This is a genomic window from Micromonospora deserti (assembly GCF_003236335.1).
In the GTDB taxonomy this organism is placed as follows: domain Bacteria; phylum Actinomycetota; class Actinomycetes; order Mycobacteriales; family Micromonosporaceae; genus Micromonospora; species Micromonospora deserti.
Window position 1 is genome coordinate 1 of sequence record NZ_POUB01000083.1, and the last position, 21,738, is coordinate 21,738.

22 protein-coding genes are annotated in these 21,738 nt (G+C 72.1%); 6 read left to right on the forward strand and 16 right to left on the reverse strand.

Annotated elements, in window-relative coordinates; genetic code table 11:
• The 4 genes from C1I99_RS14250 to C1I99_RS14265 form a co-directional block, all read right to left on the reverse strand.
• A partial coding sequence (locus tag C1I99_RS14250; protein WP_111134699.1) for a glycoside hydrolase family 13 protein occupies positions 1–1,765 on the reverse strand: 1,765 nt, incomplete at its 3' end.
• 8 nt (positions 1,766–1,773) lie between these two features.
• A complete protein-coding gene (locus tag C1I99_RS14255) occupies positions 1,774–2,697 on the reverse strand; it encodes a sugar ABC transporter permease (protein ID WP_111134700.1) in 924 nt (307 codons plus the stop codon).
• Entirely contained in the window at positions 2,694–4,334 is a 1,641-nt protein-coding gene (locus C1I99_RS14260) for an ABC transporter permease subunit (RefSeq protein ID WP_111134701.1), read from the reverse strand. Before C1I99_RS14260 ends, C1I99_RS14255 begins: the two co-directional genes overlap by 4 nt.
• Positions 4,334–5,581, reverse strand: a complete 1,248-nt coding sequence (locus tag C1I99_RS14265) for a sugar ABC transporter substrate-binding protein (protein WP_111134702.1) — start codon at positions 5,579–5,581, stop codon at positions 4,334–4,336. The genes C1I99_RS14260 and C1I99_RS14265 overlap by 1 nt, the downstream gene beginning before the upstream one ends.
• Positions 5,582–5,779: 198 nt before the next feature.
• On the opposite strand from C1I99_RS14265, the gene C1I99_RS14270 reads away from it, so the two are divergent.
• The gene (locus C1I99_RS14270; protein ID WP_111134703.1) at positions 5,780–6,862 is read left to right on the forward strand and encodes a LacI family DNA-binding transcriptional regulator; all 1,083 of its coding nucleotides are present in this window, start codon (positions 5,780–5,782) and stop codon (positions 6,860–6,862) included.
• Positions 6,863–7,016: 154 nt separating this feature from the next.
• Positions 7,017–8,648: a glycoside hydrolase family 13 protein gene (locus tag C1I99_RS14275; RefSeq protein WP_111134704.1), complete on the forward strand. Its 1,632-nt coding sequence runs from the start codon at positions 7,017–7,019 to the stop codon at positions 8,646–8,648.
• A 231-nt stretch (positions 8,649–8,879) separates the two neighbouring features.
• Here C1I99_RS14275 and C1I99_RS14280 read toward each other — a convergent pair whose 3' ends face one another.
• Both C1I99_RS14280 and C1I99_RS14285 read right to left on the reverse strand, forming a co-directional pair.
• Complete coding sequence (locus C1I99_RS14280) at positions 8,880–9,071, reverse strand: DUF397 domain-containing protein (RefSeq protein ID WP_111134705.1); 192 nt, start codon at positions 9,069–9,071, stop codon at positions 8,880–8,882.
• Positions 9,062–9,868, reverse strand: a complete 807-nt coding sequence (locus tag C1I99_RS14285) for a helix-turn-helix domain-containing protein (protein WP_111134706.1) — start codon at positions 9,866–9,868, stop codon at positions 9,062–9,064. The genes C1I99_RS14280 and C1I99_RS14285 overlap by 10 nt, the downstream gene beginning before the upstream one ends.
• 405 nt (positions 9,869–10,273) lie before the next feature.
• Here C1I99_RS14285 and C1I99_RS14295 point away from each other — a divergent pair, with 405 nt between their 5' ends.
• Together C1I99_RS14295 and C1I99_RS14300 are read left to right on the forward strand one after the other, a co-directional pair.
• Positions 10,274–10,498 carry a hypothetical protein gene (locus C1I99_RS14295; RefSeq protein WP_146603957.1) on the forward strand — a complete coding sequence of 75 codons (225 nt, stop codon included), beginning with the start codon at positions 10,274–10,276 and terminating at the stop codon, positions 10,496–10,498.
• Entirely contained in the window at positions 10,495–10,743 is a 249-nt protein-coding gene (locus C1I99_RS14300) for a flavin reductase (RefSeq protein ID WP_111134709.1), read from the forward strand. Before C1I99_RS14295 ends, C1I99_RS14300 begins: the two co-directional genes overlap by 4 nt.
• Before the next feature lie 32 nt (positions 10,744–10,775).
• Here the strand turns inward: C1I99_RS14300 and C1I99_RS14305 are convergent, their stop codons facing one another.
• The 6 genes from C1I99_RS14305 to C1I99_RS14330 form a co-directional block, all read right to left on the reverse strand.
• Positions 10,776–11,216 (reverse strand): hypothetical protein, encoded by a 441-nt coding sequence (locus C1I99_RS14305; RefSeq protein ID WP_111134719.1) that lies wholly within the window; start codon positions 11,214–11,216, stop codon positions 10,776–10,778.
• Positions 11,217–11,409: 193 nt separating this feature from the next.
• The gene (locus C1I99_RS14310) at positions 11,410–11,778 is read right to left on the reverse strand and encodes a GntR family transcriptional regulator (protein WP_111134710.1); all 369 of its coding nucleotides are present in this window, start codon (positions 11,776–11,778) and stop codon (positions 11,410–11,412) included.
• 19 nt (positions 11,779–11,797) lie between these two features.
• Entirely contained in the window at positions 11,798–12,721 is a 924-nt protein-coding gene (locus tag C1I99_RS14315; RefSeq protein ID WP_111134720.1) for a YhjD/YihY/BrkB family envelope integrity protein, read from the reverse strand.
• A gap of 100 nt (positions 12,722–12,821) precedes the next feature.
• On the reverse strand, positions 12,822–13,379 hold the full coding sequence (locus C1I99_RS14320; protein ID WP_438941411.1) for a 2'-5' RNA ligase family protein: 558 nt from the start codon (positions 13,377–13,379) through the stop codon (positions 12,822–12,824).
• A gap of 50 nt (positions 13,380–13,429) precedes the next feature.
• The gene (trpS, locus tag C1I99_RS14325) at positions 13,430–14,455 is read right to left on the reverse strand and encodes a tryptophan--tRNA ligase (RefSeq protein ID WP_111134712.1); all 1,026 of its coding nucleotides are present in this window, start codon (positions 14,453–14,455) and stop codon (positions 13,430–13,432) included.
• 33 nt (positions 14,456–14,488) lie between these two features.
• Positions 14,489–15,511: a hemolysin family protein gene (locus tag C1I99_RS14330; protein WP_111134713.1), complete on the reverse strand. Its 1,023-nt coding sequence runs from the start codon at positions 15,509–15,511 to the stop codon at positions 14,489–14,491.
• Between the two features lie 141 nt (positions 15,512–15,652).
• Between C1I99_RS14330 and galE the strand changes: the two genes are divergently transcribed.
• Both galE and galK read left to right on the forward strand, forming a co-directional pair.
• Positions 15,653–16,675, forward strand: coding sequence for a UDP-glucose 4-epimerase GalE (gene galE, locus C1I99_RS14335; protein WP_199562116.1), 1,023 nt, complete (start codon positions 15,653–15,655; stop codon positions 16,673–16,675).
• Positions 16,672–17,829: a galactokinase gene (gene galK / locus C1I99_RS14340; protein ID WP_111134714.1), complete on the forward strand. Its 1,158-nt coding sequence runs from the start codon at positions 16,672–16,674 to the stop codon at positions 17,827–17,829. The genes galE and galK overlap by 4 nt, the downstream gene beginning before the upstream one ends.
• Before the next feature lie 223 nt (positions 17,830–18,052).
• Here the strand turns inward: galK and C1I99_RS14345 are convergent, their stop codons facing one another.
• The 4 genes from C1I99_RS14345 to pth all read right to left on the reverse strand — a co-directional run.
• Complete coding sequence (locus C1I99_RS14345; protein WP_111134715.1) at positions 18,053–19,357, reverse strand: sulfate adenylyltransferase subunit 1; 1,305 nt, start codon at positions 19,355–19,357, stop codon at positions 18,053–18,055.
• On the reverse strand, positions 19,357–20,268 hold the full coding sequence (gene cysD / locus C1I99_RS14350) for a sulfate adenylyltransferase subunit CysD (protein WP_111134716.1): 912 nt from the start codon (positions 20,266–20,268) through the stop codon (positions 19,357–19,359). The genes C1I99_RS14345 and cysD overlap by 1 nt, the downstream gene beginning before the upstream one ends.
• 74 nt (positions 20,269–20,342) lie before the next feature.
• Entirely contained in the window at positions 20,343–21,161 is an 819-nt protein-coding gene (locus tag C1I99_RS14355; RefSeq protein WP_111134717.1) for an inositol monophosphatase family protein, read from the reverse strand.
• A gap of 131 nt (positions 21,162–21,292) precedes the next feature.
• Positions 21,293–21,738 (reverse strand): aminoacyl-tRNA hydrolase (gene pth / locus C1I99_RS14360; protein ID WP_111134718.1); only part of this gene is annotated, 446 nt, incomplete at its 5' end.

Consider the following 21,738-nt stretch of genomic DNA (forward strand, 5'->3'; position numbering starts at 1 on the left):
TGACGGTGCCGTCGGCGGCGGGGCGCAGGGCGGGGGCGCCGCCGTAGATGTTCTCGGCGGCGGGGAACCCGGTCAGCCGCACCGGCGTGCCGGCGGAGCGGCGGGCCAGCACCAGCACCGCGCCGGCCGGGGACTCGCGCAGGAAGACCACGGTGTCCGCGTCGGCGTGCACCCAGCGCAGCCCGCCGTGGCGCAGCGCGGGCTCGGCCCGGCGCAGCGCGATCAGCGCCCGGTACGCGGCGAAGGTGCCCGCGTCCCAGCTCTCCGGGCGGTGCCACGGCATCGGGGTACGCGAGCCCTCGCCGTTGCTGCCGGTCAGCCCCAGCTCGTCACCGGCGAAGACCATCGGCGTGCCGGGCATGGTGGCGAGCAGCCCGGCGGCCACCTCCTGCCGAGCCGCGTCGCCGACCACCGTGCGGATCCGGGCCGAGTCGTGCGAGCCGAGCAGCTGCCACGAGTGGGTGTACGACCGCCAGGACACCAGCGACCGGTAGGTGTTCATGGTGGCGAGCACCGCGTCGGCGTCCCGCCGGACCACCCCGCCGGGGGTGCCGAGGAAGTTCGGCACCGGCTGGTCGCCGTGCCGCAGCCAGGACCAGACCGGGTCGGTGAAGCCGACGTAGTTCATCGTGCCGTGCCAGCCGTCGCGGTCGAGGTCGCCGGTGTGGTCGTGGCCGTGCTCGGCCATCAGCAGCCCGTCGGCCCGGGTCTCGGCGACCACCCGGCGCAGCAGCGCCGCCACCTCGTGGGTGTACGCGTCGGCGCCCCGCCGGCCGGTCATGTTCGCCACGTCCACCCGCCAGCCGTCCAGCCCGTACGGGGGCCGCAGCCAGCGGCGCAGCAGCGAATCCTCGGCGGTGGCGAAGCGCCGGCGCAGCTCGGCGCTGCCCCAGTTCAGCTTCGGCAGCGACGTGACCCCGTTCCAGGACTCGTAGTCGCCGGTCACCTCGTCGAAGTAGTACAGCTCGCGCTCCGGCGCGGACACGTCGGCGGCGGCGGCGGTGAACCACCGGTGGGCGTCACCGGTGTGGTTGCTGGTGATGTCCCCGAGCAGCCGCCAGCCCCGGGCCCGCACCGCGTCGGCCAACCGGGCCAGCGCGGCGTCCCCGCCGAGCAGCGGGTCGACGGTGTCGAAGCTGGACGCGTCGTAGCGGTGGTTGGAGCGGGCCGGGAAGATCGGGGTCAGGTAGACGGTGTTGACGCCGAGCCGGTCCAGGTGGTCCAGCCGCTCGGTGACGCCGTCCAGGTCGCCGCCGTAGAACTGGTACGGCGTCTCCGGGCCGCGCCCGATCACCGGGGTGTCCCAGTCGCAGGGGATCGCCCAGTCGGGCGGTTCCCGCCCGTCGGCGGCGGCCGAGCGGGCGAACCGGTCCGGGAAGATCTGGTAGATCACCGCGTCCCGGGCCCAGGCCGGGGGCGGGGTGTGGGTGACGAGCTTGAAGTCGCCGTTGTCCGGCACGTCGTGGTCGACCAGTCCAGCGGCCGTCAGCCAGCGGTAGCCGCGGGCGCCGGCAAGCATGAACCGGTAGTTACTGACCGGGTTGCGGGCCTCGACGGTGGCCCGCCACCACACCTCGCCGCCGTCGGTGCGGTCGACCACCGCCTCGGCGAACCGGGGCTCGCCGTCGCCGGTGGTGCGCACGTGCACCTGGCGTACACCGGCGGCGGCCGGCACCCGGACGAAGACGTCGACACGGTCCCCCAGTGCGGGAGTCTGCTCGGGGACGTACAGCTCGGAGCCGTCGTGGTGCGGCAGTAGGGACATGCGGGTCCTTATCCCTTGACCGCTCCGGCGGTGAGGCCGGAGACGATGTAGCGCTGGACCAGTTGGAAGACCAGCACGGTGGGGATCGCGGTGAGCAGGGTGCCCGCCGCGAAGATGCCGAAGTTGTTGTTCCGCTCCCCGGCCACCAGACCGAACATGCCGACCGCGAGGGTCTTGGACTCGGTATTGGTCAGGAAGACGTTCGCCATCAGGAACTCGTTGATGGTGCCGATGAACGCCAGCAGGCCGGTCACCGCCAGGATCGGCGCCACCAGCGGCAGCATGATCCGGAAGAACACCTGGGCGTGGCTGGCGCCGTCCATCGTGGCCGACTCGTCCAGCTCCCGGGGAAGCGTGTCGAAGAAGCCCTTCATCAGCCAGGTGTTCACGCCGAGCGCCCCGCCCAGGTAGAGCAGCAGCAGTCCCCACGGGGTGTTGAAGCCGATCGCCGGCCACAGGTCGGTGACCGTGGTGAAGATCAGGAAGATCGCCACGATCGCCAGGAACTGCGGGAACATCTGGATCAGCAGCAGCGACAGCAGCCCGACCCGGCGGCCGGTGAACCGCATCCGGGAGAAGGCGTACGCGGCCAGCGCCGACAGGAAGACCGACGCGAACGAGGCCACCCCGGCGATCACCAGCGAGTTGACGAACCACCGCCCGAACGCGGTGCGGTCGAACAGGCCGGTGAAGTTCTCCACGGAGACACCCCCGGTGGGGACCAGCTCCGTGGAGGAGAGGGTGCCGAGCGGGTTGAGCGCGGCGGAGAGCACGAACAGGATCGGGAAGAGGCTGAACGCCACGGCCAGCACACCCACCAGGTGCCGCCAGCCGACCTGGGCGAACCACCGGCTCCGGCGGGAGTTGCGGTTGACGGCCGGGACGGCCCCGGTCGTGCCGCCCGCGACCGGGGCGCCGCTGAGCGAGGTCACGAGTACACCTCCTCCTGCTTGCGGGTGCGCCGGAAGCTCACCGCCGAGACCACCGCGACGATGGTGAAGATGAACAGCGACACCGCCGCGGCCAGGCCGAACTGGGCGCCCTGCGCGCCGAAGGCCAGCCGGTAGGTGTACGTGATCAGCAGATCGGTGGCGCCCGCGGTCGGATTGTCCGCCGGGAACGGGCCACCCTCGGTGGTCAGGTGGATCGCGTTGAAGTTGTTGAAGTTGTAGGCGAACGAGGCGATCAGCAGCGGGGAGAGTGCCACCAGCAGCAGCGGCAGGGTGACGGTGCGGAACGACTGCCAGGGCGACGCGCCGTCGACCAGGGTCGCCTCGGTCAGCTCGCGCGGGATCGCCTGGAGCGCGCCGGTGGCCACCAGGAACATGTAGGGGTAGCCGAGCCAGAGCTGCACCAGGATCACCGCGAGCCGGGCGGACCAGTCGTGGCCGAACCAGTCGACCCCGAGCCCGAACAGGTTGTTGATCAGGCCGAAGTCGGTGTTGAACATGTCCCGCCAGACCAGCAGCATCGCGAACGACGGCATGGCGTACGGCAGGATCAGCAGGATCCGGTAAAGGTTGGTGCCGCGCATCCGGGGTGAGTGCAGCGCCAGCGCGATGAACATGCCCAGCAGGAAGGTTCCGCCGGTGGAGCCGATGGCGAACGCGAAGTTCCACACCAGCGTGCCGAAGAACGGCCCGGAGATGGCCGGGTCGGTGAGCACCCGGGCGAAGTTGCGCAGCCCGACGTCGACCTTCCAGCCCTGGGCCAGCCGCTCGCCGTCCGCGGCGACGAAGGCGCCGGTCTCCTCGTCCGCCGTCCAGGTCCTGCCGGTCTCGCTGTCCCGGACGCAGTCGCATCCCGCGTCGTACCCCCGGACCGCCTTGCCCTCGTAGGCGCGGGACAGGCCGGAGGAGCGCAGCGCGCCGCCGGAGGTCGGCACCACCAGCTCGGTGATGTCCTTGCTGCGGCTGCTGGCCTGGCCGAAGTTGAGGATGGTGTAGCCGTCGGCGGCGGTGACCTTGCCGCCGGGGGCGACGGTGACGTCGCCGGGGTCGAGCTGGCGCAGGCCCTGGGCGTCGCCGACGGAGACCGCGCCGGTCTGCGGGTCGGTGACCAGGAAGACCAGCGGGCCGGTGGCCGGGTCGCCCTGGGTCGCGACCGACAGTGGGTACTGGGTCGAGCCGGGCACCTGCTTCACCGAGGCGGTCTGGATGGCGACGATCGCCTCGTCCTTGCTGCCGCGGTGCCCGTCGCCGAAGTTCGTGAAGGCGGTGCTGGCGGTGTAGAGCACCGGGACCACCTGAAACGCGATCAGGAAGAGCGTGCCGGGGACCAGGTACTTCGCCGGGATGTGCCGGCGGGTGAGGTAGAGGTAGAACAGCCCGGCGGTGGTGGCGGCCAGCACGGCCAGCCCGATCCACCGCTCCGCCTCGACGAGCGGGAAGGCCGCCCAGATCGCGATCCCGGCGGTCAGGCCGAGCAGGATCACCTTGACGAGCAGTCCGGTCGCGGTGATCGGCGCGTGGTTCCGCGCGGTACGGGAGGTGCGCGGGAGCCCGGAGCCGACGGGCTCCCGGCCCGGGGCCTGCTTCGCAGACCCCGGGCCGGACAGCGACGTGCTCATTACTTGATCTGGCCGGAGATGGTCTTGCCGGCCGCGGTGATGGTCTTGGCCGGGTCGGCGCCACCGATGATGGCGGCCTGAGCCTTGCCGAACGGGTCCCAGATGGTGGCCATGGCCGGGATGGCCGGGAGCACCTGGCCGTTCTTGCCGGCCTCCTGGAACTTGGCCAGGTCCGGGTCACTGCCCTTGACCTGGTCCAGCGCGGCGGTCAGCGCCGGCGGACGCGGCTCGGCGTTGTACAGCGCCACGGCCAGCTCGGGGGTGGTGACGTAGTTGGCCACGAACTCCTGCGCCAGGGCCTTGTTCTTGCCCTTGGCGGCCACGTAGAACGCCTGGACGCCGACGAACGGCTGGGCCTCCTTGCCGCCGGCGAAGCCGGGGACAGGGGAGATGTCGTAGGAGATGTTGGCCTTCTTGGCGTCCGCGATGGCCCACGGGCCGGAGACCAGGTAGGCGCACTTCTTGCCGGTGAAGGTGGCGATCGAGTTCTCGGCGGTGATGGAGCGCTTCAGCGCGCCCTCGCCCTTCTCACCGAGCGCGGCGATCTTCTTGAACGCCTCGATCGACTCCGGCTTGCCGACGCCCAGGTCCTTCGGGTCGTAGTCGCCGTTGGCGGTGGTGCCGAAGAGGTACCCTCCGCCGGAGGTGTACAGCGGGTAGATGTGGTACGCGTCGCCGTTCTGGCCGGACTGCAGGCAGAGGATCTCGCTGGCCTTCTTCTCGGCCTTGAGCTTCTTGCCGGCGGCGACCAGGTCCTCGATGGTCTTGGGCGCCTCGGGGGCCAGCTCGGTGTTGCGGATCAGCGCCAGGTTCTCCATGGCGTACGGCACGCCGTAGAGCTGGCCGTTGAAGGTGACCGCCTTGATCGCGGTCTCGTTGAACGCGCTCTTCTGCTCGGCGGCCAGCTGCACCGGGTCGATGGCGCCGTTCTGCACCAGGTTGCCGATCCAGTCGTGTGCGCCGACCACGACGTCCGGGCCGCTGCCCTGCTGCGAGGCGGTGACGAAGTTGGTCTGCAGGTCCTTGGAGACGGCCTGCACCTCGACGGTGACGCCGTTGTCCTGGCCGAACTTCTCGGCGAACGGCTTCAGGGCAGCCGTCCGCTTGTCGTCGGCCCAGATCACGAGCTTGCCGCCGGCAGCGTTGGGGGATTCCTTCGCGGCCGGCTCGTCGCTGCCGCCGCCGCAGCCGGAGGCGGCGAGCGCCAGGGCGAAGGCGGCGACCACACCCGCGGTACGGATGCGCATCGGTACTCCTGTCGTCAAGGCGGTCCGCCGGGGGAAGGGGCGGGCCGCCGTGGGATCGTCTGAAAGCTCTTGCCAACCGGCGCCCGGTTGTAGCGCCGCTGCTCTCGCGTGTTGCGGGGACGTTAGCAAGAGGTTTCAGAGAATGGAAGGGCTTGCAAGAGCGTACGCAAGAACTTGCCCGTGAGCTAAAGTGCCGCCATGCGCGCTCGACTGTCCGACATCGCCCAACAGGCCGAAGTCAGCGAGGCCACGGTGTCGCGGGTGCTCAACGACCGCCCCGGAGTGGCCCCCGAGACCCGGCAGGCCGTCCTGACCGCCCTCGACGTGCTCGGCTACGAACGCCCGGCCCGGCTGCGCAAGCGCAGCGCGGGTCTGGTCGGCCTGGTGGTCCCGGAGCTGGACAACCCGATCTTCCCCGCCTTCGCCCAGGTGATCGAGTCGACCCTGGCGCAGAGCGGGTTCACCCCGGTGCTGTGCACCCAGACCCCCGGCGGCGTCACCGAGGACGAGTACGTCGAGATGCTGCTGGACCGGCAGGTCTCCGGGATCGTCTTCGTCTCCGGCCTGCACGCCGACACCGCCGCCAACCACGACCGCTACCGGGCGCTGATCGCCCGCCCGCTGCCGATCGTGATGATCAACGGGTACGCCCCGGGCATCGCCGCGCCCTTCGTCTCCTGCGACGACGGCGAGGCCACCGAGCTGGCCGTGGCCCACCTGGTGGCACTCGGGCACCGCCGGATCGGCCTCATCACCGGCCCGGACCGGTTCGTGCCGGTGCAGCGGCGGGTGGCCGGCTTCCGGGCCGCAGTGAGCCGGCTGGCCGGCGTGGCCGAGGCGGAGCTCGGCGAGCTGGCCGAGCTGTCCCTGTTCGGCGTGGAGGGCGGCGAGGCCGCCGCCGCGCGGCTGCTGGAGCGCGGCGTCACTGGCATCGTCTGCGGCTCGGACCTGATGGCGCTCGGCGCGATCCGGGCCGCCCGGCAGCGCGGCCTGTCGGTCCCGGCGGACCTCTCGGTGGTCGGCTACGACGACTCCCCGCTGATGGCCTTCACCGACCCGCCGCTGACCACCATGCGGCAGCCGGTCGCCGCGATGGCGGTCGCCGCGGTCCGGGCCCTGGTCGACGAGATCAACGGGCACGCCGCACCACACTCGGAGTACCTGTTCCGCCCGGAACTCGTGGTCCGTGGCTCCACCGCGGTGGCCCCCGCCGCCCGTCCCGGCAAGGGCGGCGCGGCCCGGCAGCGCCCGGCCCCGCCGGCGCTGGCCGTACCGGCCTGACCGGGCGACTGCCGACCCGGACGTCATTTCTTGCGCAAGAAATGCTTGACGCTTTCAGCATCCGGGCGGCATCCTGCATGGGCACCCGCGCGCCCGCCACCCGCACCGGCGGCGGGTGCCGCCGTGCCGCGCCACAGAACGGGGAACGCCTCCGATGACCGTCAGCAACCCCACGCCGCTGACCTCCGACGCCGACTGGTGGCGCTCCGCGGTCGTCTACCAGGTCTACGTCCGCAGCTTCGCCGACTCCAACGGCGACGGCATCGGCGACCTCCAGGGCATCCGGGAGCGCCTGCCGTACCTGCGCGACCTCGGGATCGACGCACTGTGGCTGACCCCCTTCTACACCTCGCCGATGATCGACGGCGGCTACGACGTCGCCGACTACCGCGATGTCGACCCGATGTTCGGCACGCTGGCCGACTTCGACCACATGATCACCGACGCGCATGCGCTGGGCCTGCGGATCATCGTCGACCTGGTTCCCAACCACACCTCCAGCGCCCACCCGTGGTTCCAGGCCGCCCTGGCCGCCGGCCCCGGTTCCGCCGAACGCGAGCGCTACCTGTTCGCCGACGGCAAGGGCGAGCAGGGTGAACTGCCCCCGAACGACTGGGAGAGCATCTTCGGCGGCCCCGCCTGGACCCGCCTGGACGACGGGCAGTGGTACCTGCACCTGTTCGACCCGGCCCAGCCCGACCTGAACTGGCGGCACCCGCAGGTGCGCGCCGAGTTCGAGGATGTCCTGCGCTTCTGGCTGGACCGCGGCGTCGACGGCTTCCGGATCGACGTGGCGCACGGCATGATCAAGGCGGACGGGCTGCCGGACGTCGGCTTCAACTCGATGACCACCGGCCAGCGCCAGTCCGAACTGCTGGGCAAGGGCCGCCTCCCCTACTTCGACCAGGACGAGGTGCACGACATCTACCGCGCCTGGCGACCGATCCTGGACAGCTACCCGGGCGGCCGGATGGCGGTCGCCGAGGCGTGGGCCGAGACCCCGCAGCGACTGGCCCGCTACATCGGCCCGGACGAGCTGCACCAGGCCTTCAGCTTCGACTTCCTCGACGCCACCTGGTCGGCCGACTCGTTCCGAAAGGTGGTCGACACCGCCCTCGCCGAATCGACCATCGTCGGCGCCCCGACCACCTGGGTGCTCTCCAACCACGACCGGCAGCGGCACGTCACCCGCTACGGCGACGGCGCGGAGGGCCTGCGCCGGGCCCGCGCCGCCGCCCTGCTGATGCTCGCCCTGCCCGGCTGCGCGTACGTCTACCAGGGCGAGGAGCTGGGCCTGCCGGAGGTGCTCGACCTCCCCGACGAGCTTCGCCAGGACCCGGCGTTCCTGCGCATCGGGGAGAGCCGGGACGGCTGCCGGGTGCCCATCCCGTGGAGTGGGGAGCTGGCCCCGTACGGCTTCGGGCCGGAGGGCAGCGAGCTGAGCTGGCTGCCGGCCCCCGCCACCTGGCGGGACCTCTCGGTCGCCGCCCAGACCGGAGTGCCCGGCTCGACGCTGGAGCTCTACCGCACCGCCCTGCGGATCCGCCGCGCGCACCCGGCGCTGGCGATCACGGGCGGGATCACCTGGCTGGAGACCGAGCCCGGGCTGCTCGCCTTCAGCCGCACCGCCGGCGACGCCGTGCTGACCTGCGTGGTCAACCTCAGCGGCGTCCCGGCCCTGGTCGACGGGTACGGCGAGCCGATCGTCGCCAGCCAGGCGCTCACCGGGCAGGACGCCGGCCACCTGCTCCCGGTCGACGCGGCTGCCTGGTTCGAACGCCGCTGAGCGGGTACCCGTCATCGACCTGGTCGTCCGTCGTGCCCCGCGCCGCCGGGCGGCTGGGCCACCGACCCCTTGTGGTGGGGGGTGAGGTGCGCCGGCGTCTCGTGGAGTCCGCTCCCGAGGCGCCGGCGTCCGTCCGCTTACCGCTCGCCTCGTCATCGGCGGCTGGCCGCGCGCCAAACGCAAGGCGCCCGCCCCCGAAATCCTGGACGGGCGCTTGGCGTGTCGCGTCGGTCAGGACCGCTCGGCTACCTCGCCAATGAACGTGCGCCACGCTGCCGGCGTGAAGGTCAACGCCGGGCCGGATGGGTCCTTCGAATCGCGGACGGCAACGACGCCCGGGAGGTTGTCGGCGACTTCCACGCACGCCCCGCCGTTGGTGGAAGAGCGAGACGCCTTCCGCCAGCGAGCATTCGTCATATCCATGTCTTAGCCGCTTCCTTGAGAAGGTCGAGGGTCTGGCCGAGCGGGAGGGCTTCGCCCCGGACCGCGTCCCACGACAGTCCAAGGCTAGCAACCCCTTCAGGCTGCTCCACGATCTGCGCCGCTAGCTGGTTGTCCACATACCCGGCCCGGGATCCGTCCGGCAGGTCCGCGAGGATGAAGGCCCCGGCCAGGCCCGAGTACATGCCAGAAGACATCGGGACAATGTGCAACTGAATATGCGGCTGCTCGGCACAGGCCATGAGGTGTTCCAGCTGCTCGGCCATGACGTCGGGACCACCGCACGCGCGGCGGACAACCATCTCGTCCAAGACCACGAAGAGGTGCGGGGCGGGGTCACGGGAGAGCACGGTTTGCCGTTCCAATCGCGCCGCGACCCGCTGGTCAAGTTCCGAGCTCGGCACTCGGGCCGCTCGGAAGGTGGCGCTGGCGTACCCCTCGGTCTGAAGGAGGCCGGGCACGAAGGCGTGTTCGTACCAGCGCAGCGCGGTCGCCTCGCGCTCTATCTCAATCCACTCACGCAGCCAGACCGGCGCGGCGTCCCCCTTGACCAACTCGTCCCACAGGGTCGCGAAGTAGCCACCCGTGCCTAGCGCCTCGTCGACGGCGGTGAGGTAGGGCAGGCTGGGCGGCTTCACCCCGGTCTCTATGGCGCTGACCTGGGAGTCTGAGCAGAAGACCCGCTCGCCCAGCTGAGCCTGTGTCAGCCCGGCAGCGGTCCGGCGCCGCCGTAGCTCGCGAAGAAGGTACTCAGACGGCGAGATTCCCACGGGTTCCATGCCCTTCCACGACTGTCCACACCGTTCCTTACCGGCCCTGAAGTGGCCGCCGCGCTCCGCGATCGAGCGGTGACTGTTCCGAGCGTAGGGGCCCGGCGTCCAGGGTGGAAGGACAGACGGCGCGGCCGGTGGAGGCGACCCGAGGCCCGGCGGTTGCGCCAGTCGGGGGCCCGCCTCGTGAGGGGCGGGGCGGCCCCTTCCAGCGACCCGAGGAGGCCCCGCTGTGCGATTCCGGTTCTGGCGCCGCGACCCCGCCCCGACGCCGTCCCCGCTCCCATGCCGAGCGCCGCTCAACCAGGGGCCGAGCTGGGCCACCCAGCCGACGCACCTCTTCCCGACCTCAGGCCCCGGCCGTGCCGGGAACCTGACCCGCGCCCAGCAGTGGCGCGCGAACGGGGCCCGCTGGTGAGCCTCATCGTCGGCCACGTCATCCGGGTGCCCGAAGGTTCCTACACGTTCGGTACCGGCACCCTGATGCTGCACGTTTCCGAGGTCATCGGCCGGGGCCCGTACGAGGGCGCCGAGCTGAAGGGGCGCGAGGTCCGCGAAGACGGGTCGGTCGCTGTCCGCGAACGGTACGCCTTCGTCCGGGTCGACCGCGTGACGGACATCGAGGTGACGTCCCTGTGACCCGCCGCCCCGAACACCTTCCCTCCCGCCCCACCTGGCGCTGTGCGGCCTGCGGGATCGCCTGGCCCTGCTCACCAGCGAAACTGCGCCTCCTCGGCGAGTACCGCAACGACCGGACGGCCCTCCTGTTGTACCTCGCCACCCTTCAGGTTGAGGCCGCCGAGGAGTTCGCCGAGCTGGACAGCGGCAAGCCGGCAGCAGACCTGTCCGAGCGTTTCACCGGCTGGGCACGCGCCCGCAGTTGAACCCTCCCACTGCGGACGGGCGAGCGGCGAGGTCAGGTCCCTACGCCGGGAAGCTTCGCGGCGATCCGGCTGAAACCGGCGCGCAGCTCCGCCTCGCTGGGCGGGACGAGCGGCTCGCCCCGAGCCTCCTCGGCCGCGGTCTCCAGCTCCTCATCGATGGTGTCCTCGAAGTCGCCGTAGAGGTCGGCCTCCTCGATCTGCACCATCTCGTCCTCGGCGGCGATCTGCGCGGCGGCGATCTCGCCCCGGATCTGGTCGGCGGAAACCGCCGGCAACAGCGGCTCCACCACCGCCATCAACTGCTCCTCGGCGACCACCGACTCGGCCAGCGCCAGCGCGTGCGGCCGCTCGTACGGGCCGCAGACCACCGGCTCCCACTCGTCGACGTCGCTGAGCGGGCCGAAGGTGATGATCCACGGCAGGTCGAACATCGGCGAGTCGTCCGGCAGGTCGAGTGTCACAAGTGCGCCCACCGGCTCATCATGGTCCGTCCCGTCGGACACCCGGGCCGCATTCCCCCCCATTCACCCTCACGCCTGGCCCTGACGACGGTGATCAAGAGATTTGGGTCGGGGACGAGGTCTGCCGTGACGCGAACCCTTGTGGTCATGGCTTGGCGGGGTGGAGGGTCAAACCAGGGTCATCGGGCTCCTCCCTGTCGTCGGCTCACCCCGGTCGGTTGGCGTCCAGCGCGGCGCGCACCAGGGCGAGCGCCGCCGCTGGCGGCACGCCCAGCCGGGCGGCCTGAACGGCGTACTCGGCCGCCACCCGCTGCAACCGGTCCATCGCATCATCCCGGCCGGGTGCGACGAACGTGCCGTGCCGGCCTCGGGTCTCCAGCAGCCCCGCCGCCTCCAACTCCCGGTACGCCCGGGCCACCGTGTTCGCCGCCAGGTGCAGGTCCGCCGCGAGCTGCCGGACGGTGGGCAGCCGCGCCCCGACCGGCAGCCGGCCGTCCCCGATCATCTCCGCCAACTGCACCCGCACCTGCTCGTACGGCGACACCGACGAGCCCGGGTCGACCGAGATCAGCACCCCTCCTCCTCTCCAACGGTCATCCGGCCCCGCCCGGGGTGCCGGGCTCGGTCTCCGCGTCCAGGTCGACCGGCGCCGGGCCCTCCGCCAGGTCCACCACCCGCCCCCGCTCGCTGGTGGCGGCGAGGGCCGCACCGAAGAGCAACAGTTGGTTGAGCAGGTAGAGGTAGAGCAGCAACCCCACCGCGCCGGCCACCACCGTGTACGCCGGATTCCGCTCGGTACGCACGACGTAGTAGCGCCCGACGGTGTTCAGCAGCGTGATGCCGACCGCGACCAGCAGCACCACCGGGCGCAGCCGGGACCGGCTCATCCGCAGCCGGGGCACCGCGACCAGCAGCAGCGTGGCGAGCACCGCGTTGACCAGCACGCTGAGCGCCGCGCTGACCGAGGTCAGGCCGATCGACCCGGTGCTGCGCAGCAGGAAACGCAGCAGCGACTCCAGCGCGTCGACCGCGGCCACCGAGACGCCGAGCAGCACGAAGACGACCAGCAGCACACCCAGGTCGACCAGCCGGCGGACCACCAGGTTGCCGGGCTGCTGGTTGAGCCCGTACATCAGCCGCTGCGAGGAGCGGATCGCCTCCACCCAGCCGATCCCGGTGAAGACCAGGATGATCAGGCCGACGACCCCGACCGTGCCGCTGGTGTCGGCGATCTGCACCGGGTCGAGGAACGGCAGATTCTCCCGCAGGAAGTCGGCCGCCGCCGTCCTGACCTCGTCGTTGTCCTCCAGGATCGCCCCGAAGGCCCAGTACGCCACCAGGGCCAGCGCGAAGACGGCGAAGAAGCCGTAGTAGGCGATCGCCGCGGCCAGCCGCCCGCCCAGCACCCCGGTGTAGAGCACGCCGGCCCGCCACAGGTGGTCGACCGCGCCGGAGCGGCGCCGGGCGGCGCTGATCCGGCGGCCGATGCCCGCCTCGATGCGGCCGAACACGTTCACGCCGTCATCCTCGCCGATCTCCCGCCGCCGCGCGGGCAACCCCGGCGCGACCCCTCGCCAACCGGCGCGTCGGCCGCCGTGCCCGCACCGGACCGGGGACTCAGCCGCCCAGCCGGAAGTCCCGCCGCGGCTGCCACCGGGCCTGGCCGCTGTGCGAGAAGAGGGTGAACGCCTCCACCTCGAACATCGCGGAGAAGTCGGCGAGGTCCTCGTACACCTTGTCCAGCGCCTCCGGCGTGACGTCCTGGGCGACCGTGACGTGCGGGTGGTACGGGAAGCGCGCCTCCCGGCGCAGTTCCGGGGCGGCGCTGATCGCGGCGGCGAGTAGCTCACACTCGCTGATCCCGGCGGCCACCGCCACGAAGACCACCTGGGTCACCGGCCGGAACGTGCCGGTGCCCCGCAAATGCAGGGTGAACGGCAGGTGCGCGGCGGCGACCGCGCCCAGGTGCCGCTCGACGGCGGGCAGCGCGGCCACCGGGATCTCGGTCGGCCCGAGCAGCGTCACGTGCGCGGGGACGGCCTGCGGGTCGCCGGCCTCGATCCGTCGCCGGGTGAGCATGTTGCCCCACGGCTCGGGGATGTCCACCGCGATCCCGATCTGGAGGGTGTCCCCGGCCTCCGGCGCCCCGTTACTGCCGTCCACGCTCCGCGCCACCCCTCCCGGCCACCGACCCGTCCCCACCCGTACCGTCGCGCCCCGGGGCGCTACCCGCCGTGCACCGGCGGGAAGAAGCCCACCCGCTCGTACGCGGCGCGCAGCGTGGCGGCGGCGACCCTGCGGGCCTTCTCCGCGCCGGCGGCGAGCAGCTTGTCCAGCTGGGCCGGGTCGTCCAGGTAGGTGCGGGTGCGCTCCTGGATCGGGCCGACGAAGTCCCGCACCACCTCGGCCAGGTCCTTCTTCAGGTCGCCGTAGCCCTTGCCGGCGTACGCGGCCACCAGGTCGTCGATGGTCCGGCCGGAGAGCGCGGAGTAGATGGTGAGCAGGTTGGAGATGCCGGGCTTGGTCTCGGCGTCGAAGACGATCTCGCGACCGGTGTCGGTGACCGCGGAGCGGATCTTCTTGGCCGAGCGGGCCGGGTCCTCCAGGAGGTCGATGATGCCGGCGGGCGAAGAGGACGACTTCGACATCTTGGCGGTCGGGTCCTGCAGGTCGGTGATCTTCGCGGTGTCCTTCACGATGTGCGGCGCGGGCACGGTGAAGGTCTTGCCGAACAGCGAGTTGAACCGCTGCGCCAGATCGCGGGAGAGCTCCAGGTGCTGGCGCTGGTCCTCACCGACGGGCACCGCGTGGGCCTGGTAGAGCAGGATGTCGGCGGCCTGCAGGATCGGGTAGGTGAACAGGCCGACGCTGGCCCGCTCGCCACCCTGCTTCTGGGACTTGTCCTTGAACTGGGTCATCCGGCTCGCCTCGCCGAAGCCGGTGATGCAGCCCAGCACCCAGGCCAGCTGCGGGTGCTCGGGCACCTGCGACTGGACGAACAGCGTGCTCCGCTCCGGGTCGAGGCCCACCGCGAAGAGCTGGGCGGCGGCCACCCGGGAGCGCTGCCGCAGCACCGCGGGGTCGTGGCCCGCGGTGATCGCGTGCAGGTCGACCACGCAGTAGAAGGCGTCGTGGGTGTCCTGCAACGCCACCCAGTGCCGCACCGCGCCCAGGTAGTTGCCGAGGTGGAACGAGTCGGCCGTCGGCTGGATGCCGGAGAAGACGCGGGGGCGGGCGGGAACGTCGGACATGCCGGCAATTCTGTCAGCACCACCCGGCGGCCGTCATGACGGGCCGGCGGGTCGGGGCCGACCCGCGAGGGTCGGGGCGATGACCTCGCGGCGCGGCTCGGGCAGGCGCACCGCCGAGACCGCGAGCCGGGCCACCCGGCGCCCCTCCAGCGCCAGCACCCGCAGCAGCCAGCCGGGCGGGTCGTCGGGCGCCGGCCCACCCGTGCCGTTGCGCTCGGCGGCCACCGGCACCTCGTCACCGACCACCGGGAGCCGCCCCAGCGCCGCCATCACGAACCCGCCGACCGTCTCGTACGGGCCCGGCGGCAGGGTCACCCCGGTGCGCTCGGCGAAGTCGGCGAGGTTGAGCCGGCCGTCGACCACGGCGGGCAGGCCACCGTGCACCGGGTCGGGGGCGGTGTCGTACTCGTCGTGGATCTCCCCGATCAGCTCCTCGATGAGGTCCTCCAGGGTGACGATGCCGGCGGTGCCGCCGTACTCGTCGACCACCACCGCGAGGTGGTGCCGTTCCCGGCGCATCTCGCTCAGCGCGGCGAGCACCCGCTTGCTGCCGGGCAGCCGCTTCACCTCGCGGGTCAGCTCCCCGACGCTGGTGCACGGGTCCAGGTCGGGGCGGAGCAGCACGTCGCGCAGGTGCACGAAGCCGACCACGTCGTCGTGGGTGCCGTCGACCACCGGGTAGCGGGTGTGCGTCTCGGCCCGGACCACCCGCTCGGCCTCGGCGAGGGTCAGCCGGGCGGAGAGGAAGACCACCTCGGTGCGGGGCATCATCACCTCACGGACCAGGCTGGCGCCGGCGACCAGCACCTCTTCGATGATCCGGCGTTCGACCGGGTCGAGCCGGATGTTGGCGGCGACCAGGTCGCGCAGCTCGTCCTCGCTGATCCGCTCCCGTCCGGCGGCCGGGCTGGCGCCGAGCAGGTCGGTCACCGCCCGGGTGGCGCCGTCGGTGATCCGCACGACCATCCGGGCGACGGCGCGGGCCAGCGGGCCGGGTTCGCGGCGGGGCCGGCCCCGCACTCGACGGCGGAGCCCGGGACCACCCGCTTCCCGCATGACAGTGATGGTAGACAGCGGAGGCGGCGGTCACCGGCACGTCATGATGTTCGGCTCTGTTTAATCATGAGAGTTTATGATGAAATGGCGGTGCCCGGCGTGGAGCCGGGGCACGGCCGCCGGCCGTAGGGTGATCACCACATGGTCCCGGCCGAGACGGCCAGGCAGGAGGAGACCGACGTGAAACTGCTCGTCACCGGCGGCGCCGGCTTCATCGGCAGCGTGGTGACCCGGATGCTGCTCGACGCCGGCCACGAGGTGGTCGTCCTCGACGACCTGCGCACCGGCCACCGGGAAGCGCTCGCCCCCGACGCGACGCACGTCGAGATGCCCGTCCACGACGCGGGCCGGGTGCTCACCCGGGAGGCCGGCTTCGACGGCGTCCTGCACTTCGCCGCGCTGATCGCCGCCGGCGAGTCGATGGTCAAGCCGGAGCTCTACTGGCACACCAACACGGTCGGCTCGCTCGCGCTGATCGACGCGGTCCGGGCCGCCGGGGTGCCCCGACTGGTCTTCTCCTCCACCGCCGCGGTCTACGGCAACCCCACCGAGCTGCCCATCCCGGAGACCGCGGTCAAGGCCCCCACCAACACGTACGGCGCGACCAAGCTGGCGGTCGACATGGCGCTCACCTCCGAGGCGGTCGGGCACGGCCTCGCCGCGGTCTCCCTGCGCTACTTCAACGTCGCCGGCGCGCACCTCACCGGCGACGTGGCGCTCGGCGAGCGGCACGACCCGGAGACCCACCTCATCCCGATCGCGCTGGAGGTCGCCGCCGGCCGGCGGGAGAAACTCCAGCTCTTCGGCGACGACTACCCCACCGCCGACGGCACCTGCGTCCGCGACTACATCCACGTCGCCGACCTGGCCCGCGCCCACCTGCTGGCGCTCGACGCGGCCAGCGGCGGCCAGCACCGGATCTACAACCTGGGCAACGGCAACGGCTTCACCAACCGGCAGGTGGTCGAGGTGGTCCGCGAGGTCACCGGGCACCCGGTGCCGGTCGAGATGGCGCCGCGCCGCGAGGGCGACCCGGCCGAGCTGGTCGCCTCCTCCGCCCTGGCCCGCGCCGAACTGGGCTGGGTGCCGGAGAAGCCAACCCTGCACGACATGGTCGCCGACGCCTGGTCCTTCTACCGCACCCACCACCTGGGGCGGCCGTGACCGACGTCGCCGCCCGCGCCACCGCCGGCTTCACCAGGCAGTACGGTGAGCCGCCCGCCGGCCGCTGGGCGGCTCCCGGCCGGGCCAACCTGATCGGCGAGCACACCGACTACAACGACGGTTTCGTCCTCCCCTTCGCCCTGTCGCTGCGCACCGTCGCCGCCGCGGCGCCGCTGCCGGGCGAGACCTGGACGGTCTGGTCCGAGCTGTCCGGCGAGACGGTCACCTTCGGCGCCACCGAGGTCGCCGAGCCGGGCCGGGTCACCGGCTGGGCCGCGTACGTCGCCGGGGTGGTGTGGGCGCTGCGGGACGCGGGGCACCGGGTGCCCGGCGCCCGGCTGGCGATCGCCTCCGACGTGCCGCTGGGCTCGGGGCTGTCCTCCTCGGCGGCGCTGGAGTCGGCCGTGCTGGCCGCCCTGGTCGAGCTGGGCCGCCTGGACCTGCCCACCGAGAGGCAACCCCGCCTGGCGCAGCGCGCCGAGAACGGCTACGTCGGCGCGCCAACCGGGATCATGGACCAGTCGGCGGCGATCCGCTGCCGCGCCGGCCACGCCCTCTTCCTGGACTGCCGCGACGAGTCCGTCGAGCACATCCCGTTCGACCTCGACGGCGCCGGGTTGGCCGTGCTGGTCGTCGACAGCCACGCCCCGCACCGGCACGCCGACGGCGAATACGCCGCCCGCCGCAGGTCCTGCGAGACGGCCGCCGAGCTGCTCGGCGTACCCGCGCTGCGCGACCTCACCGTCGACGGGCTGGACGCGGCGCTCAGCCGGCTGCCCGACGACGAGACCCGGCGGCGGGTCCGGCACGTGGTCACCGAGGACCAGCGGGTGCTCGACACCGTCGCGCTGCTGCGCGCCGGCAAGGTACGCGAGATCGGCCCACTGCTGACCGCCTCGCACGCCTCGATGCGGGACGACTTCGAGATCACCGTCCCGGAGATCGACACCGCGGTCGAGGCGGCCCTCGCCGCCGGGGCGCACGGTGCCCGGATGACCGGCGGCGGCTTCGGCGGCTGCGTCCTCGCCCTGGTCGACGCGGACCGCGCCGACGCGGTGGCGCGGGCGGTCAGCACCGCGTACGCCGCGCGCGGTTTCCCCGCCCCAGGCCACGTCACCGTGCTCCCGGCCGGCGGCGCCACCCGCCTGGACTGACTGTGCGCGTCCCCGGTCGTCGCGGCGGCGCGGCCCGCACCCGGGCCGTCGCGCCGACCAGCGGCACCCGCCGAGCCACACCGGGCGCGCGTCGCCGCGCACCGGTCGGCTGCGCCGCCGGGCCGCTCCCGCCGTCCGCTGGATCGGCTACCGGATCTGGACCCGACTGGCGGCCCCGCCCGGCTGACCGGACGGCGGGCGACCTCCTGATCGGAGGCCGGCGTCAGGAGGCTTCGACGATCATGCCCGCACCGACGGTGCGGTTGGTGGTCTCGTCGATCACGACGAACCCGCCGGTGGTGCGGTTGCGCCGGTACTCGTCGGCGAGCAGCGGGATGGTGGTGCGCAGCCGGACCCGGCCGATCTCGTTGAGCTTCAACTCGCCCGCCGACTCGTCCCGGTGCAGCGAGTTGATGTCCAGCCGGTAGTGCAGGCTCCGCACGATCGCCCGGGCCGACCGGGTGGTGTGCTTGATCGCGTACCTGCCGCCGACCTGGAGCGGGCGGCTCTCGTCCATCCAGCAGATCATCGCCTCGATATCCTGGGCCACCGCGGGGGCGTTGTTCGGCCGGCAGATCAGGTCGCCCCGGGAGATGTCGATCTCGTCGGTCAGGCGTACGGTCACCGACATCGGCGGGAACGCCTCCGCGACCGGCCCGTCGGCGGTCTCCACGGCGGCGATCCGGCTGGTGAAGCCCGACGGCAGCACCATCACCTCGTCGCCCGGCTTGAGCACGCCGGAGGCGACCTGGCCGGCGTAACCCCGGTAGTCGGTGACAGTGGTGGACTGCGGCCGGATCACGTACTGCACGGGGAACCGGACGTCGACCAGGTTGCGGTCGCTGGCGATGTGCACCCGCTCCAGGTGGTGCAGCAGCGACGGCCCCTCGTACCAGGGCATGTTCTTCGAGCGGGAGACGATGTTGTCGCCCTTCAGCGCGGAGATCGGCACCACCGTCAGGTCGGGCACCTCCAGCTTCGCGGCGAACGCGGTGAACTCGTCCGCGATCCGCTCGAAGACCTCCTGCGACCAGTCGACCAGGTCCATCTTGTTGACGCAGAGCACCAGGTGCGGCACCCGCAGCAGCGAGCAGAGGAACGCGTGCCGGCGGGACTGCTCGACCAGGCCCTTGCGGGCGTCGACCAGGATCAGCGCCAGGTCGGCCGTCGACGCCCCGGTCACCATGTTCCGGGTGTACTGGATGTGCCCCGGGGTGTCGGCGATGATGAACTTCCGGCGCGGGGTGGCGAAATAGCGGTACGCCACGTCGATGGTGATGCCCTGCTCCCGCTCGGCCCGCAGGCCGTCGGTGAGCAGCGCCAGGTTGGTGTACTCGTCGCCCCGGGCCGCGCTGACCGCCTCCACCGCGGCGAGCTGGTCGGTGAAGAGCGACTTCGTGTCGTACAGCAGCCGGCCGATCAGGGTCGACTTGCCGTCGTCCACGCTGCCGGCGGTGGCGAACCGCAGCAGGTCCATCGGCCGGGCCGCCGCGTCGGACGTGGCCGGCGCCAGGGTCTCGGTGCCCATCAGAAGTAGCCCTCCCGCTTGCGGTCCTCCATGGCGGCCTCGCTGACCCGGTCGTCACCGCGGGTCGCGCCGCGCTCGGTGATCCGGGTGGCGGCGACCTCCTCGATGACCTTCTCCACCGTGTCGGCGTCGGAGCGCACGGCCGCCGTGCAGGACGCGTCGCCGACCGTGCGGTAGCGCACCCGCGCCTTGAACCGCTCCTCGCCCGCGCGGGGGCGGAAGAACTCGTTCACCGCGTAGAGCATCCCGTCGCGCTCGACCACCTCGCGCTCGTGGGCGTAGTAGATCGACGGCAGGGCGATCCGCTCCCGGGCGATGTAGTGCCAGACGTCCAGCTCGGTCCAGTTGGACAGCGGAAAGACCCGGATCGACTCGCCCGGGTGGTGCCGGCCGTTGTACAGCGACCACAGCTCGGGCCGCTGGTTCTTCGGATCCCACTGGCCGAACTCGTCGCGGAAGCTGAACACCCGCTCCTTGGCCCGGGCCTTCTCCTCGTCGCGGCGGGCGCCGCCGAACAACGCGTCGAACCGGTGCTTCTCCACCGCGTCGAGCAGCACCGGGGTCTGGATCCGGTTACGCATCCCATCGGCGGACTCCCGGACCAGCCCGTTGGCCAGCGCCTCGGGCACGCTCGCCACCACCAGGTGCAGCCCCAGCTCGGCGACCCGCTGGTCGCGGTACTCCAGCACCTCGGGGAAGTTGTGCCCGGTGTCGACGTGCATCACCGGAAAGGGGATGTTGGCCGGGGCGAACGCCTTCTGCGCCAGCCGGAGCATCACGATCGAGTCCTTGCCGCCGGAGAAGAGCAGCACCGGGCGTTCCATCTCGGCGACCACCTCGCGCATCACGAAGATGCTCTCGGCCTCCAGCGCGTCGAGGTGGGAGACCTGGTAGGCGGCGGGTGCGGTCATGACGCGGGCTCGATTCGCTCGCTCATCCGATTTCCAGACCTTTCCGGTCGGGTATGTCAAGAAGTGCGCTCAGGCTACCCGGAATGTCGCTGCAACGCTGCAAGCAACCGGCTGGCGAGATCCTTGCGACAGACCAGCAGGTCAGGCAGGCGCGGATCCGCCTCGTTGTATTTCAGCGCAGATCCGTCGATCCGGGAAGCGTGCAGCCCGGTGGCCGTCGCCACAGCCACCGGCGCCGCCGAATCCCACTCGTACTGGCCGCCGGCGTGGATGTAGGCGTCCACCTCACCGGTGACCACCGCCGCGATCTTCGCCCCGGCCGACCCCATCGGCACCAGGTGCGCACCGACCTCCTCGGCCAGATCGGTCAGGAAGACCGGCGGCCGGCTCCGGCTCGCCGCCAGGCGGATCGTCCGCCCGCTACCCGACGTCGCCGCCTCCAACGTCATCGGCGGGTACGCCGGCGGTTGATCCGTACCGAGCACCCGGTGCTGGGCCGGCAACGCCACCGCGCCCGCCACCAGGCCGTGCGGCGTGGGCGCCTTGCGCGCCCACAGCGCCACGTGCACCGCCCAGTCCGACCGGCCCTCCTCGGCGAACTCCCGGGTACCGTCCAGCGGATCGATGATCCACACCCGGTCCGCGGTCAACCGGGACACCGCCCCGGTGCTCACCTCCGCCGCCCAGGCCAGCCGCGACCCCTCATCCTCCTCGGAGAGGACCGCGTCCCCCGGCCGCCACGTCGCCAGCTCCGTACGGATCAGGTCGTGCGACACCTTGTCGCCCGCGGACTTCAACGCCCCCGCGTCGGCGAAGCCCGTCTCGGCCCGCAGGCCGAGCAGCGCCTGACCAGCCCGGGCCGCCAGCCACCGGGCGAACGCGCCGTCGATCATCGGAGGACTGCCCACAACCTGCTCCCGTCGCCTCGATCCGCGCCGCCCCGGCCCGTCCCGACCAGCCGCGTCGCCGGTCGCACACCCCGGAAAAGGCGCAGACTACCGGCCGGCGGCCACCGACCCGGCACTCACACCCCGTGGTACAGGTTCTGCGTGGGCTCCACACCCCGGGTGATGACCGACTCCACCACGTCCGCCGCCCGGTCCACCAGGAACTCCAGCTCCTTACGCTCCACCGCGCCGAAATCCGACAGTACGTAGTCCGCCGGGTCCTGTCGCCCCGGCGGCCGGCCGATGCCGAACCGCACCCGCACGTACTCCCTGGTGCCCAGCGACTTCGACATGGACCGCAGCCCGTTGTGCCCGCCCTCACCGCCGCCGCACTTCACCCGCACCTGGCCGTAACCGATGTCCAGTTCGTCGTGCACGGCGACCACCTGCCCCGGCGGCACCTTGTAGAACTGGGCCAGCGCGGCCACCGGGCCGCCGGACAGGTTCATGTAGGTCAGCGGCTTCACCAGCACCAGCTTCGGGCCGCCGAACCCGAGCCGCCCCTCCGCGTCCTCCGCCACCG

Coding starts and splice junctions, on each gene's coding strand:
- C1I99_RS14260 (WP_111134701.1), bottom strand. CDS start 4,334: ATGAGCACGTCGCTGTCCGGCCCGGGGTCTGCGAAGCAGGCCCCGGGC.
- C1I99_RS14265 (WP_111134702.1), bottom strand. CDS start 5,581: ATGCGCATCCGTACCGCGGGTGTGGTCGCCGCCTTCGCCCTGGCGCTC.
- C1I99_RS14270 (WP_111134703.1), top strand. CDS start 5,780: ATGCGCGCTCGACTGTCCGACATCGCCCAACAGGCCGAAGTCAGCGAG.
- C1I99_RS14275 (WP_111134704.1), top strand. CDS start 7,017: ATGACCGTCAGCAACCCCACGCCGCTGACCTCCGACGCCGACTGGTGG.
- C1I99_RS14280 (WP_111134705.1), bottom strand. CDS start 9,071: ATGGATATGACGAATGCTCGCTGGCGGAAGGCGTCTCGCTCTTCCACC.
- C1I99_RS14285 (WP_111134706.1), bottom strand. CDS start 9,868: ATGGAACCCGTGGGAATCTCGCCGTCTGAGTACCTTCTTCGCGAGCTA.
- trpS (WP_111134712.1), bottom strand. CDS start 14,455: ATGTCCGACGTTCCCGCCCGCCCCCGCGTCTTCTCCGGCATCCAGCCG.
- C1I99_RS14330 (WP_111134713.1), bottom strand. CDS start 15,511: ATGCGGGAAGCGGGTGGTCCCGGGCTCCGCCGTCGAGTGCGGGGCCGG.
- galE (WP_199562116.1), top strand. CDS start 15,653: ATGGTCCCGGCCGAGACGGCCAGGCAGGAGGAGACCGACGTGAAACTG.
- C1I99_RS14345 (WP_111134715.1), bottom strand. CDS start 19,357: ATGGGCACCGAGACCCTGGCGCCGGCCACGTCCGACGCGGCGGCCCGG.
- cysD (WP_111134716.1), bottom strand. CDS start 20,268: ATGACCGCACCCGCCGCCTACCAGGTCTCCCACCTCGACGCGCTGGAG.
- C1I99_RS14355 (WP_111134717.1), bottom strand. CDS start 21,161: ATGATCGACGGCGCGTTCGCCCGGTGGCTGGCGGCCCGGGCTGGTCAG.